Origin of the sequence: Streptomyces sp. NPDC005866, assembly GCF_040629895.1 — a bacterium.
In the GTDB taxonomy this organism is placed as follows: Bacteria; Actinomycetota; Actinomycetes; order Streptomycetales; family Streptomycetaceae; genus Streptomyces.
On sequence record NZ_JBEXWP010000023.1, the window covers coordinates 1 to 12,868 of the forward strand.

Annotated in this window: 11 protein-coding genes, 2 pseudogenes and 1 riboswitch; of the genes and pseudogenes, 4 read left to right on the forward strand and 9 right to left on the reverse strand. The window is 70.6% G+C overall.

Annotated elements, in window-relative coordinates; all coding sequences use genetic code 11:
* Positions 1 to 125: 125 nt before the first annotated feature.
* The 3 genes and pseudogenes from ABZ396_RS29180 to ABZ396_RS29190 form a co-directional block, all read right to left on the reverse strand.
* Positions 126 to 1,413, reverse strand: a pseudogene (locus tag ABZ396_RS29180) (IS256 family transposase).
* Positions 1,414 to 1,489: 76 nt separating this feature from the next.
* Positions 1,490 to 1,771 (reverse strand): annotated as a pseudogene (locus ABZ396_RS29185) (ATP-binding protein); the annotation flags it as partial.
* 317 nt (positions 1,772 to 2,088) lie between these two features.
* Positions 2,089 to 3,315: an MBL fold metallo-hydrolase gene (locus tag ABZ396_RS29190; RefSeq protein ID WP_358917456.1), complete on the reverse strand. Its 1,227-nt coding sequence runs from the start codon at positions 3,313 to 3,315 to the stop codon at positions 2,089 to 2,091.
* Between the two features lie 107 nt (positions 3,316 to 3,422).
* On the opposite strand from ABZ396_RS29190, the gene ABZ396_RS29195 reads away from it, so the two are divergent.
* Entirely contained in the window at positions 3,423 to 4,601 is a 1,179-nt protein-coding gene (locus ABZ396_RS29195; RefSeq protein WP_358917458.1) for a Glu/Leu/Phe/Val dehydrogenase dimerization domain-containing protein, read from the forward strand.
* A 91-nt stretch (positions 4,602 to 4,692) separates the two neighbouring features.
* Here the strand turns inward: ABZ396_RS29195 and ABZ396_RS29200 are convergent, their stop codons facing one another.
* Entirely contained in the window at positions 4,693 to 5,295 is a 603-nt protein-coding gene (locus ABZ396_RS29200; protein ID WP_358917460.1) for a helix-turn-helix domain-containing protein, read from the reverse strand.
* On the opposite strand from ABZ396_RS29200, the gene ABZ396_RS29205 reads away from it, so the two are divergent.
* Positions 5,294 to 5,812 (forward strand): N-acetyltransferase family protein, encoded by a 519-nt coding sequence (locus ABZ396_RS29205; RefSeq protein WP_358917462.1) that lies wholly within the window; start codon positions 5,294 to 5,296, stop codon positions 5,810 to 5,812. The genes ABZ396_RS29200 and ABZ396_RS29205 overlap by 2 nt on opposite strands.
* 42 nt (positions 5,813 to 5,854) lie before the next feature.
* Entirely contained in the window at positions 5,855 to 6,457 is a 603-nt protein-coding gene (locus ABZ396_RS29210) for a TetR family transcriptional regulator C-terminal domain-containing protein (protein ID WP_358917464.1), read from the forward strand.
* Between the two features lie 44 nt (positions 6,458 to 6,501).
* Here the strand turns inward: ABZ396_RS29210 and ABZ396_RS29215 are convergent, their stop codons facing one another.
* From ABZ396_RS29215 to ABZ396_RS29225, 3 genes are all read right to left on the reverse strand, one after another.
* Positions 6,502 to 7,287: an SGNH/GDSL hydrolase family protein gene (locus ABZ396_RS29215; protein WP_358917666.1), complete on the reverse strand. Its 786-nt coding sequence runs from the start codon at positions 7,285 to 7,287 to the stop codon at positions 6,502 to 6,504.
* A 296-nt stretch (positions 7,288 to 7,583) separates the two neighbouring features.
* Positions 7,584 to 8,534, reverse strand: coding sequence for a LysM peptidoglycan-binding domain-containing M23 family metallopeptidase (locus ABZ396_RS29220; protein ID WP_358917466.1), 951 nt, complete (start codon positions 8,532 to 8,534; stop codon positions 7,584 to 7,586).
* Positions 8,535 to 8,538: 4 nt separating this feature from the next.
* Positions 8,539 to 8,699: riboswitch (cyclic di-AMP (ydaO/yuaA leader) on the reverse strand.
* A gap of 307 nt (positions 8,700 to 9,006) precedes the next feature.
* Complete coding sequence (locus tag ABZ396_RS29225; protein ID WP_358917668.1) at positions 9,007 to 11,091, reverse strand: alpha-galactosidase; 2,085 nt, start codon at positions 11,089 to 11,091, stop codon at positions 9,007 to 9,009.
* A gap of 174 nt (positions 11,092 to 11,265) precedes the next feature.
* On the opposite strand from ABZ396_RS29225, the gene ABZ396_RS29230 reads away from it, so the two are divergent.
* Complete coding sequence (locus ABZ396_RS29230; protein WP_358917468.1) at positions 11,266 to 12,063, forward strand: tyrosine-protein phosphatase; 798 nt, start codon at positions 11,266 to 11,268, stop codon at positions 12,061 to 12,063.
* 9 nt (positions 12,064 to 12,072) lie between these two features.
* Here ABZ396_RS29230 and ABZ396_RS29235 read toward each other — a convergent pair whose 3' ends face one another.
* On the reverse strand, positions 12,073 to 12,195 hold the full coding sequence (locus ABZ396_RS29235; protein WP_358917470.1) for a DUF6126 family protein: 123 nt from the start codon (positions 12,193 to 12,195) through the stop codon (positions 12,073 to 12,075).
* Positions 12,192 to 12,815 carry an XRE family transcriptional regulator gene (locus tag ABZ396_RS29240; protein WP_358917472.1) on the reverse strand — a complete coding sequence of 208 codons (624 nt, stop codon included), beginning with the start codon at positions 12,813 to 12,815 and terminating at the stop codon, positions 12,192 to 12,194. The genes ABZ396_RS29235 and ABZ396_RS29240 overlap by 4 nt, the downstream gene beginning before the upstream one ends.
* Between the last annotated feature and the right edge of the window lie 53 nt (positions 12,816 to 12,868).

Below are 12,868 nucleotides of genomic sequence, written 5' to 3' on the forward strand. Positions count from 1 at the left end.
CCAGATGCACGGACGAGCAAGCTTCACCCTGCTCCGGCACCGCATCCTCCTCGGATAACAGCACGCTCCGTCACCACCGAAAGTGAGACAGGGCCTAGCAAACGGTGGAACTCGGTCTGATTTGTTCAGCGGCGTCCGGCGGTGAGCCGGCCGTCGAAAGTGATGTCGAAGGCTTGGAGCGCGGCCTTCCAGCGCATGGTGCAGCGTTTGCGTCCGGTGCCGGTCGGGTCCAGGCTCATGACGGCCAGATAGACGCACTTGAGGGCGGCCTGGTCGGTGGGGAAGTGTCCCCCGGGCCTGGACGGCCTTGCGGATCCGCGCGTTGATGCTCTCGATCGCGTTCGTGGTACAGACGATCTTGCGGATCCCCACGTCGAACTGGAGGAAGGGCACGAACTCCGCCCAGGCCGCCTCCCGGAGCCGGACGATCGCCGGATACTTCCCGCCCCAGGCGTCGGTGAACTCCACGAACCGCTCCAGCGCGGCCTCCTCGGTCGGCGCGGTGCAGACGGGCCTGAGCGCCTTCGCGATCTTCTCCCAGTCCTGCCGGGCCGCGTAACGGAAGCTGTTCCGCAGGAGGTAAACGACGCAGGTCTGGACGATCGTCGCAGGCCAGACGGTATTCACGGCGTCCGGGAGGCCGGTCAGGCCGTCGCAGACCAGCATCAGGACATCGGCCGCGCCGCGGTTCTTGATCTCGGTCAGGACCTGGAGCCAGTACTTCGCACCCTCCCCTCCGTCGCCGATCCACAGGCCCAGAATGTCCCGGTGCCCCTCGGCGGTGACCGCCACCGCCATGTCGACGGGCCGGTCGGCGACCTGCCCGTCCCTGACCTTCACGTTCACACAGTCGATGAAGACGACCGGGTACACGCTGTCCAGCGGACGGCTCTGCCATTCCGTCATGCCGGCCATCACGCTGTCGGTGATCGTGGAGATCGTGGACTTGCAGATCTCCGCGCCGTACACCTCGGCGAGATGCGCGGAGATCTCCCCGTGCGTCAGCCCCTTTGCGGACAGTGACAGGACCATCTCGTCCACCCCGCCCAGACGCCGCTGACGCTTCCTGACCAGCTGGGGCTCGAACGACCCGGCCCGGTCCCGCGGCACAGCGATCTCGACCGGCCCCGACTCGGCGATCACCGTCTTGAACCGGTGCCCGCTGCGGTAGTTCTCCCGACCGCCCTCGGCCCGCTCACCGGTCTCGTGCCCCAGATGATCAGTGAGCAGGCCCTCCAGAGCGGACTCCAGCACCCGCTTGGTCAGCTGCTGCAGGAGGCCGCCCTCCCCGGTGAGCTTCACCCCACCGGCCTGAGCCCGGGCAACCAACTCGGCGACCAGCCCGTCATCCACGGCGCCCGTCACACTCGCAGCGGCCGCCCCGGCCTCAACGTCACTCGTCACGTCAGCCATCAACTGTCGCTTCCAGCTCGGGAGTTACACCACTCACCGTACAGACCCGTGGCCAGCGGTGTTCCTGGGAATGAGGTCAGTTCAAGGGAACCACTCCCTTGTCGGCGAGGGCCTCGGCGAGGCGGTGCGAATCGCCGGCGGTGGTCACGAGGTGAGCGTGGTGCATGAGGCGGTCGGTGCTGGCTCCAGCGAGGGTCTTCGGCATGATCGTGTCGAATCCTGAGGGATGAACGTTGCTGGTCACCGCGATGGAGCGGCGTTCGTAGGCGGCATCGATGATCCGGTAGAACGCCTCGGCGGCGTCCTTGCCGACCGGAAGCAGCCCAATGTCGATGACGATCAAGTCAGCCCTGCAGATCGTGTGAGCGGCCGCCGACCAGACCGTATCGGTCAGGTCTCCACCTCCAAGATCTCCATGATCTCTCTGTCAGACTTCGTCACAGGACCTCTTCGACCGGTTCGCTGATGCTTCGCAAACACCAGCCAGCCGGACGAAGGGGTCTCCTTCAGACAAGGAAGCGATCAGGAACGCCGCAGGCCCGATGGCCATCCACCTGGAGTTCTGGTGGCTATCAGCCGGGACTCAACTGGCCGCACACCTGGACTTTGCCACGGCCGCCGACAACCAGACGGCCGGACTTTCCAAAAGCTCCTGCGGAGCCCCGTCCTCGGGCATCACTCGGCTACAAGGTCACGTTCGTCGTCCGCAGGTGCCGGAACCGGGGCGGGCTGAGGCTCGGGACGACGCCAAGGAGTCTTGACCGGGTGGGAGACTCCGCGCCACCACGGATCCGTGGGAAGCTGACCGGAGGGCTCGAAGGGCTCACCGGGGCGCGGCACCGCCACCGCCTGGCCCGCCCCGTCCCCCGCGTCCTTCGTCCACTCCCCCGGCTCGGCCCAGGCGTGCGGAGCGAGGTTGAAGGTGCCCCAGTGGATCGGCACCAGCACCCCGTCCGGGCCACCGCCCTGCAGGTCGAGGTGTGCGCGCATGCCCTCCTCGGGCGTCATGTGTATGTCCGGCCAGAACTCGCTGTACGCACCGATCTGGATCATCGTCACGTCGAAGGGTCCATGGTCGGCGCCGATGTCCTTGAAGCCCTCGAAGTAGCCGGTGTCACCGCTGTGGTAGACGCGGTGCCGCTCGCCCGCGACGGCCCAGGACGCCCACAGGGTGTGCTGGGTGTTGCGCAGTCCCCGGCCGCAGAAGTGGCGGGCGGGGGTGGCCGTCAGGGTGAGCCCGCCGACCTTGGTCTCCTCGTGCCAGTCCAGCTCACGCAGGCGGTCGGCGGGGACGCCCCAGTGTTCGAGGTGGGCGCCGACGCCGAGCGGTACGGCGAAGAGGGTGTCCGTGCCGGCCAGCGCCTTGATGGTGGGCAGGTCGAGGTGGTCGTAGTGGTCGTGCGAGATGACGACCACGTCGACCGGTCCGAGCGCGGCCAGCGGCAGCGGCACCGGGTGCAGCCGCTTGGGCCCGGCGAACGGGAACGGGGAGCAGCGCTCGCCCCAGACGGGGTCGAACAGGACGCGGTGCCCGTCGATCTCCGCGAGCACGCTGGAGTGGCCCATCCAGGTCAGCCGCAGCCCGCTCGCGGCGGGCCGGGCGAGGTCGGCGACGGTGGTGGCGTGCACCGGGACGATGCCCCGGGGAGCGCGGCGGACGCGCTGCTCCTTCTTGAAGTAGATCTTCGCGAAGTCCAGCATCGAGCCCGAGGGGCGGGTGCGGGCGGTACCGCCGGGGTTCTGGAAGACACCGTCCTTGAAGTGCGGTGAACCCTGGATACGGGCCATGCGCTCGCCGGCGGGGTCCACGCCGAAGGCAGCGGGCCGCAGCACGCGGAGCCCGGAGCTCAGGGAACGCAAACGGGTCACGGTACCTCCAGTGGTGTCGCCGAGGTGCTCCATTATGGTCGGCCCCTGCGGCGATCGGCGTTGACACCCGGCCACCCACCTCCGAATACTGACTCACTGTTCAGTAACACCCCTCCTTCACGAACCTCTCAGGAGCCACCATGGCCGCTCCCCTGATGTCTCTTGTCTGGACCGACCACATCACCGGCCGTCAGGGTTTCCTGGTCGTCGACCGCATGGTGCGGGGGGTGGCCAGCGGCGGTCTGCGGATGCGGCCGGGCTGCACCGTGGAGGAGGTCACCGGGCTGGCGCGCGGCATGACGATGAAGGAGGCCCTGCACTACAACCCCGAGGGCCGCTACATCCCCCTGGGCGGCGCCAAGGGGGGCATCGACTGCGATCCGCAGGACCCGGGTTCGTACGCCCTGCTGGTCCGCTATCTGCGCGCCATGCGGCCGTACGTCGAGAGCTTCTGGGCCACCGGCGAGGACCTCGGGCTCACCCAGGACCTGGTGGACCGGGCGGCCGTCGAGGCGGGGCTGGTCTCCTCGATCCAGGCCGTGTATCCGCTGCTGGACGACGAGGCGGCGGCCCGGCGGCGGCTGGCGGACGCCTTCGCCATCGAGGTGGACGGGATCGGTCTCGACGAACTGGTCGGCGGTTGCGGGGTCGCCGAGTCGGCGCTGACGGCCCTGGACCGGGCCGGGGTGCCGTACGCGGGGACGCGGGTCGCGGTGCAGGGCCTTGGCACGATGGGCGGGGCCACCGCGCGTTTCCTCACCCGCGCGGGGCTCACGGTGGTGGCCGTCGCCGACGTCAAGGGCACGATCGCCAACCCGGCGGGCCTGGACGTCGAGGCGCTGCTGCGCGCGCGGGACCCGTACGGCACCGTCGACCGCGCGGTGCTGCGCCCCGGGGATCTCGAGCTGCCGGGCGACGCCTGGCTGTCCGCCGATGCGGAGGTGCTGGTGCCGGCCGCGGTGTCGTACGTCGTCGACGCGGCCAACGAGCACCTGGTCACCGCCGGCTGGATCGTGGAGGCGGGCAATATGCCCGTGCTGCCCGAGGCGGAGGAGCGGCTCGCGGCGCGCGGGGTGACCGTGCTGCCCGACGTGGTGGTCAACTCCGGTACCAACGCCTGGTGGTGGTGGACCCTGTTCGGTGACGTCGGCCCGGACGCGGACGAGGCGTTCGCCCACACCCGCCGCTCGATGCGGGCCCTGGTGGAGCTGATGCTGGAACGCGCGGAGTCCGACGGCACTTCCCCGCGTGCCGCGGCCCACGCCCTGGTGAGCGACCGGCTTCCGGTGATCGCGGAACGGTTCGGCTGGTACCGGTGAGGGGACGGGCGCTCAGCGGCGCCCGGGGCCAGGATCGCCGTCCCGGCCATGGCGGCCGGCAGGCAGGTGCCGCCCCGGGGCGGCGGCGGGCTCAAGGCTGTGCGTCGCGGGTGAGGACGACGGCGTAACGGCACTCGGCGTCGGTGGTGTTGGCGAAGACGCGCTCGGCGGGCGGCCCGAGTTCGATGGTGTCGCCGGCGTCGAGTTCGTGGACCGTGGCGCCGTCGTGGAAGGTCAGGCGGCCGTCGAGGACCCAGACGAGCTGTCGTACAAAGGCGAAGGCGGCCGCCGGGTAGGGCACCCGGACTCCGGCGGGCAGGCGGATCTCGGCGATCTCCGCCGGGAAGCGCGGTCCGGTGATCTGGCGGCGCCGGAAGCCGGTGCCGGGGTCGCGCCACTCGGTCGCGTCGGCGCCGCGCCGCACTCCCGCGGGGTCGGCCATCGCGTCCTGCGGGCCTTCGGCGAGGGCGAGCAGGGACGCGACGCTCAGCTGGAACGCGGCGGACAGCTTGCCGAGGACGACGGCGGTGGGGCTGCTCTCGCCGCGTTCGATCCGGCTGATCATCGCCGGGGAGACACCGGAGGCGTCCGCGAGTTGCGCCAGGGTCCAGCGGCGGCGCTCCCGCTCGGTGCGGACCCGGGCCGCGATCCGCAGCACCAGGGGGTCCACCGGCGGATCTACTATGTTGGACATGAATCCAATATACGAGAGAGGCGGGACGGTGACGATCCGCCCGGCCCGCCCTGGTGACGCGGAGGCCGTGCGCGCGATCCGCAATGACGCGATCGAGCACTCGACGGCGCTGTGGACCGAGACCCCGCAGTCTCCGGCCGAGGGAGCGGCCTGGCTCGATGCCCATCTGGAGCGCGGCTCGGCGTTCGTGGCCGAAGTGGCGGGCGAGGTGGCCGGGTTCGCGGTGTACGGCCCGTGGCGGAACCTGGACGGCTACCGGCACACGGTGGAGGACTCGGTCTACGTCCGCGAGGGCCGGCACGGGCTCGGCATCGGCTCGGCGCTGCTGGGTGTGCTCGTCGCCGCGGCGCGGGAGGCGGGCCACCACGTGGTGATCGCGGGCATCGAGGCGGAGAACACCGCGTCGGTCCGGCTGCACGAGCGGTTCGGCTTCGAGCACGTCGGCACGGTGCGGGAGGTGGGCACCAAGTTCGGCCGCTGGCTGGACCTCACCCTCATGCGACTGCCGCTGGCCTGAGACGGCAACGCGCGTGGGGGGACGACCGATTAGGGTGACCGCGTGGCGAGAGTGCGGTTGAGTGTGGCCGAGCGGCGGGAGGAACTGCTGCGGGCCGCCATCGAGCAGATCCAGGCGCGGGGCGTGGCGGCGGTGCGAATCGCCGATGTCGCGTCGGCCCTCGGCGTGAGCAATGCGCTGGTGCTGTACCACTTCTCGACGAAGGAGAAGCTGGTCGCCGCTGCCTTCGCCTACGCCGCCGAGGACGACCTGGCGCATCTGAGCAAGCTGCTGGGCCGCCGTACGTCGGCGTCTCGCCGGCTGCGGGCGGCGGTGCGCTGGTACGCGCCGACCGGGCAGGCCAAGGGCTGGCGGCTGTGGATCGAGGGCTGGGCGGTGGCGCTGCGCGAACCCGCTCTGCGGGAGGTCACCAAGGAGCTGGACCAGCAGTGGAAAGCGGCGATCACCGAGGTCATCGCCGAAGGGGTGGCCGCCGGCGAGTTCCGGTGCCCCGACCCCACGGCCGCGGCGCTGCGGCTGACCGCCCTGCTCGACGGGCTCGCCGTCCAGCTCACCTCGTACCCGGGCGCCCTAGCACGCTCCCGGGCGCAGGAGTGGGTCGACGAGGCGCTGGCGCGTGAAGTGGGACTGCCCGTGGAGCAGTAAGGGGCGGGCCACCAGGATGCCGCCCCTTACACGCTCTTGCGGCCTCAGGCCACGGAAGCGATCCGCATCTTTATGTCGTCCGGGGAGAGCGCCCCCTTGGCCGTCGCATGGTCACCCGACGACTCGCCGCGCAGCCGCCGCCCGATCCACGGGACCAGGTACTCACGGGCCCAGTGCACGTCGTCGCGGCGGACCTCCAGGGTGCCGCGGGGCGGCAGCGGCGGCCACGGCTGGTCCGGGTCGGCCGGCACCTCGACACCGAGCACCTGCCCGGCGCGCAGCGCCACGCGGGTGTGCCCCTCGGGAGACAGGTGCAGCCGGTCGCCGTCCCAGGCCCGCCGGTCCTGCACGGTCTTCAGGGACCACAGGTCGAGGACCGGGCAGCCGTACCGGTCGGCGACGGCCCGGACATGCCCGTTGTAGGTGGCGATCTTGCCGCGCAGATGCCTGAGGACGGGCACGCCCCGGGTGTCGAATCCGGTGGTCACCAGTACCCTGCCGACGGCCTCGGTCAGTTGGGCCACGGCCCGTTCGAACCGCTCGGCCACCTCGTCGGGGTCGGTGCCTGGGCGGATGATGTCGTTGCCGCCCGCACAGAAGGAGACCAGGTCCGGGGCGAGTTCCACGGCCTGCGGCACCTGGTCCGCCACGATCTGGTCGAGCAGTTTCCCGCGCACGGCGAGGTTGGTGTACTCGAAGTCGCCCTCGGGCCGCCGGTCGGACAGGAGTACCGCGAACCGGTCGGCCCAGCCGACGAACGCCCCGTCGGGGCCGGGGTCGCCGACGCCCTCGGTGAAGCTGTCCCCCACCGCCACGTACGACCCGATCACTGATGCGTTGTCACTCTTCGAATCGTCTGCCACGTCGGGCCATGATTCACCGTTGACTGTGACCTACGCGACCGTAATAAGGGGTTGACGATCGGTGAGATAAGACACTTCTAAATACTTCACCAAGCGTGGAATAAGGCTCTGATCAGGGGCGTTGACGTGATGATCGTCAGGCTCGGAAGTTTCGCCGAACCTGAGAAAGCAACGCGCCGAAGGCCGGACCCGGGGATCGGGGGTCCGGCCTTCGGAGTGCGTGTCAGATCAGGCGTGCGTGTCGGATCAGCGGGGACGCCGGGTCAGGCGACGGCGAGGCCCTTCGTGCGGAGGTAGGCGACCGGGTCGACGTCCGAGCCGTAGTCGGGGGAGGTCCGGATCTCGAAGTGGAGGTGCGGGCCGGTCACGTTGCCGGTGGCACCGGAGAGGCCGATCTGCTGGCCCGCGGTCACGGTCTGGCCGACCGAGACGGAGAGCGCGGAGAGGTGACCGTACTGCGCGTAGTAGCCGTCGGCGAGCCTGATGACGACCTGGTTGCCGTAGGCACCGCCCCAGCCCGCCGTGACGACCGTGCCCGCGCCGACGGCCTTGAGCGGGGTGCCGGTCGGGACGACGAAGTCGACGCCGGTGTGGTAGCCGCTGGACCACATGCTGCCGGCCACGTGGTAGCCGGTGCCGACGGTGCCACCGGTGACCGGGAGGGTGGAACCGGAGGCGGTCGTCGTCGACGCGTGTGAGGAGGGGGCCGTGTTCGAGGACGACGACGAAGTGGAGGCGGACGACTGCGAGTCGGACCGCGCCTCGGACCGGGAGTCCGAGCTCGGGGTGTCCGACGTCGCGGCGTGGCGGCCGCCGAGCGTGAGCTTGAGACCGGGGTGGATCAGCGAGGGGTTGTCGCCGACGGCCTGCCGGTTGTCGGCGTAGAGCCGGTGCCAGCCGCCGTTGACGTTCTGCTCGCGGGCGATCTTCGAGAGACAGTCACCGGGCACCACCGTGTAGGTGCGGTGGGTGGAATCCCCGGTGGCGGACTTCTGAGCGGCTGACTTCTGAGCGGCGGCCTTCCGCACAGCCGTCTTCTCGACGCCCGGGAGCGACTGCGTGGCCTTTCCGGAAACGGACTGCGAAGTGGCCGCGTGGGCGCCGGTGGCCCCCATGAGCGGCAGAGCCAGCGCCGCGCCACCGGTTCCGGCGACGGCGATCGAGCGGGTGAAACGCCGGCTCTTGGGGCGGCGGTGCTTACCCTTCGCGGGCATGACGCATTCCTCTCCGGCGCCTGCGAGGTGAGCTGTCGGGTTTGGGCTGGAGTTGCCCGGCCACGCGTGGGCGCGTGGCTACACCCCTAGCCGTCCCGGGAACCGGAACAGGCGGTCATACCTGGTGGGTCCCCCGCTCCTGCCGTGCACGGGTGAGTGTGTGTGGGGACTCCGGGCGGCGGCAGGATTCGGCGTTCCGTCCGGATGCGGGGCGAACGTAAGCGAGCAAGACGCGCGCGGACAAGCGCCTGGTTCCCTCTGTCCGAGTTCCGCTTGATCCGTCACGGGAATTCCCGGTCACCCTCCGTGAATTCCAGCCTTCCCGCTTTTCCAATCTCCTTGAAAAGCACCGGAATTACGTGGACATGACGCGCGACGGACGGTCACGAATATGACGCTCCTCACGCACGTCACGCCACGCCCTCCCATTCCAGAGCGAGTTGCAATGAAGGCGCCAATTCAGACAGAAGGCTCAGATGCGGCGCAGCCGGAGGACCGTCGCATCCAGGTCGCCGCGCAGCTCTGTGCGCAGCCCGTGGTGCAACAGAACGGCGCCTCGGTGCACTTCGCCCGTTTCACGGCATTCGTAGGACGCTGCCGGATCGAGACCCCGCAACCGCAGCGCCGGCATCGGCTCACCGTAGCTCTGCGCCTGGAGCCAGGCGAGGACCACGGTCTCGTCGCCGAGTGTGTACTGCACCGCGCTGAGCCCGCCGGTCGGCGGCCGCAGCCGGAACTGGTCGCCGCGCTGCACCAGGGGGCGGATGTCCTTGTAGAGCTCCACCCAGCGGCCGGCCTCGGCGAGCTCCTCGTCGGTCCACCGCGAGAGGTCGCCGCCGACGCCGAGCGCCCCGGCCATGGAGCTGACGAAACGGAAACGCAGCGAGCTGACCCGGCCGTTGAGCTGGTGGTTCGGGCTGTCGGTGACCCAGGCGGACATCACCCGGGCCGGGTGGATCTGGCTGAAGCCGTGCTGGATGGCGAGCCGGTCCAGCGGATCGGTGTTGTCGGACGTCCACACCTCGTCGGTACGGCTCATGATGCCGAGGTCGATCCGGCCGCCGCCGCCGGAGCAGGACTCGATGGCGACGTTCGGGTGGGCCGCCCGGATCCGGTCGAGCAAGGCGTACAGCGCGCGGACGTGGTCGACCCACAGGCGCTGCGGGTACGGCTCGCCGGGCCAGCCCGCGTCGGTGAAACAGCGGTTGAAGTCCCACTTGACGTAGTCGATCGGGGCGCTGGACAGCAGGGTGTCGAGCCGCTCCCAGAGGTACTCCTGGACGTCCTCGCGGGCGAGGTTGAGCACGAGCTGATTGCGCAGTTCCGTCCGCTTCCGTCCCTGCTGGTACTGGACCCAGTCGGGGTGCGCGCGGTACAGGTCGCTGTCCGCGTTGACCATCTCGGGCTCGACCCAGATACCGAACTGCATGCCGAGGGCGTGCACATGATCGGCGAGGGGCTTGAGGCCCTTCGGGAAGCGGTCCGGGTTGGGGGCCCAGTCGCCGAGGCCCGCGCGGTCGCTGGTGCGGGCGCCGAACCAGCCGTCGTCGACCACGAACAGTTCGACGCCGATCGCGGCGGCCCGCCGGGCGAGGGTGGCCTGCTGCTCCTCGGAGATGTCGAAGGTGGTGGCCTCCCAGGAGTTGAACAGCACGGGCCGGTCGCGGTCGGCGTCCGGGATGATGTGCGCCCGCTGGTAGGCGTGCCAGGCGCGGCTCGCCCCGCCGAAGCCGCCGTCGGTCCACAGGCCCGCGAAGACCGGGCTGGTGTACGACTCGCCCTCCGCCAGCATCAGCAGGCCCGAGTCGTCGTAGCCGGCGCCGCCGGTGATCTGCACGCGCGCGTCCGGGAGTTGAGCCACGGCGATCCGCCAGGAGCCGGACCAGCCGAGGGCACAGCCCCAGACCTCGCCGCGCTCCTCGGTGGCGTCGGTGTCGAGGGCGACCCAGGGCAGGTGCTGGTGGCTGGTGTGGCCGCGACGGCTGCCGATGACCTTCTCGCCGTAGGTGAGCGGGGCGCTGGTGAGGCGGGACTCGGCGGCCCAGCGGCCGTGCAGCTGGGAGAGCCGCCAGCCTTCGCGGTCCGGGAGCGTCCAGGCGGCGGGGTCGGCGCGCAGCAGCTCCACGCGCGCGTCCCCCTGGTTGTCGACGGTCACCCAGCGCTCGACGACGTCGCCGCGCATCCGGTAGTGCAGGGTGACGACGATCCCGTCGTCCCGGAAGCGCAGTCGCAGCTCCTCGTCCCCGGCGTCGCCCTCCGTCTCGTACGACTCGAAGGTCCACTCGGTGCCGCGGCGCTCCTCGGTGCGCACGGACAGCGCGGGGCGGACGAAGCGGGGGCCACCCTCGACGGGGTACTCCTCACGGCCGTCCAGCGGGGACTCGAAGGCCCAGTAGCCGGGCAGCGCCCGGGTGCTGAGCGCCTCGGCGTCGGCAAGCCGGATTTTCGGGCCCCAGTGCAGGTGGAGCAGCTCGTCGTCCTCCGTGAGGTGCAGCGCGTAGCTGCTGCCGGGGCCCGACAGGAGCCAGGTACGACCGTTTTCGGCGATGTCCACCACGAGAAACCTCACACAGGTGCCAACAGATCCGCTCAAGCACCAACATCATCAAGGCCACGGGCCCCGGAGGCAACGCCTGTGGACAACTCATTGCCCGCGAAAACCGATGTCGTATGGTCGACCCAGTGCCCGCGACGAGGAGCGCCGACGGGACAGACCGGGAGGAGACCCCCCGTGACGCAGCAGGTCCCGTCCACCGAGCCCGAGCTGGCCGGTGTGCGCAACTTCCGTGACGTGGGCGGCCTGCCGACCGTGGACGGGCGGCGGGTCCGGCACGGTGTGCTGTTCCGCAGCGGGCATCTGGCGCACGCGACGGAGCAGGACGCGGAGTTCCTCACCTCCCTCGGCCTGCACACGATCTTCGACTTCCGCAACGCGGCCGACCAGAAGCTGGAGGGCCCGGACGTCGAGCTGCCCGGCGTGCGGAACCTGAACCTGCCGCTGACCGACCCGGCGCACGGCGCCGAGTTCTGGACGATGGTCCGCGAGGGGAACATCGAGCAGCTGCGCGGGCTGCTGGGCGACGGCAAGGCCGCCAACCGGATGGTCAGCTCGTACCGCACGATCGTCAGGGACCGAACCGACGAGCACTCGCGCGTGCTGCAGGCGCTCGCCGAGGACAGCGTCCCGGCGCTGATGCACTGCGCGGCAGGCAAGGACCGGGCAGGCGTCTCCATAGCCGTCACGCTGCTCGCGGTGGGCGTGGAGCGGGACGCGATCCTCGCCGACTACCTGGAGTCCAACGCCAAGCACCGCCGCTACAAGGTGCGGCGCAGCGGCGGCGGGGACAGCGCGTACGGCCCCGAGGTGATGGAACTGCTCAGCCCCCTCTTCGACGCCCGCGCGGAGTATCTGACGGCGGCCTTCGAGAGCGTCGAGCAGACATGGGGTGACGTCGACACGTACCTGGAGCAGGGCCTGAAGCTCACCCCGCCGACCCGGGAGCGGCTGCGCGGGCGCCTCCTCGACTGAGGCTGGGGCTCAGCCCTTGGCGCCGACGGCGAACAGCAGGTAGAGGAACGCGGCCAGGACGTGCCCGAGGGCGATGTAGATGATCAGCCGGACCCACAGGGACCGGGGGAACTTCTCCTCCATGTTGCTCACGGCAGCTCTCCAGTGATCGGTCCCAGGCACAACGCGGCCAGGGGACTTTGCAGCAGGGTGTGGACGAACAGGAGCTCGACGCCGTCGTGGTCCTCGGCGGCGAGCCGGTGCGGGGTCAGCGAGTCGAAGTGCGCGCTGTCGCCGGGCGCGAGCACATGGGTGGTGTCGCCGAGGCGCAGCCGGAGCCGCCCCCGCAGGACGTGCAGCCACTCCTCGCCGGGATGCACCCGCACGATGTCGCCCTGGGAGCCGAACGGCACCCGGACGCGCAACGCCTGCATCCCCCGGCCGGGCGCCCCCGCCTGCCAGTACGTCCAGCCGCCCGCCGTGGTCGGCTCCATGTCCGCGGTACGCACGATCGCGTCCCGGTCGGCGACCGTCTCGCCGAGCAACTCGGAAACCGTCGTACCGTAGACACGGGCGAGCGCGAGCAGCATCGGCAGCGAGGGCTGGCGCTGCCCGGTCTCCAGCCGTGAGAGGTGGCCCGGCGACAGCCCGGCCTCGCGGGCCGCGGCCTCCAGGGTGAGGCCGGCGCGGCGGCGCAGGGAGCGCAGCTGCGGGGCGACGGCGGGCAGGTCGTCGCCGGGACCGGCGGGTGGCGCCGCGTCTGAGGCGTTCATACCTCTATTGAGCCGGGGCATTGCCTCTCCGGCAAATTTGTTGCCTGAGAGGC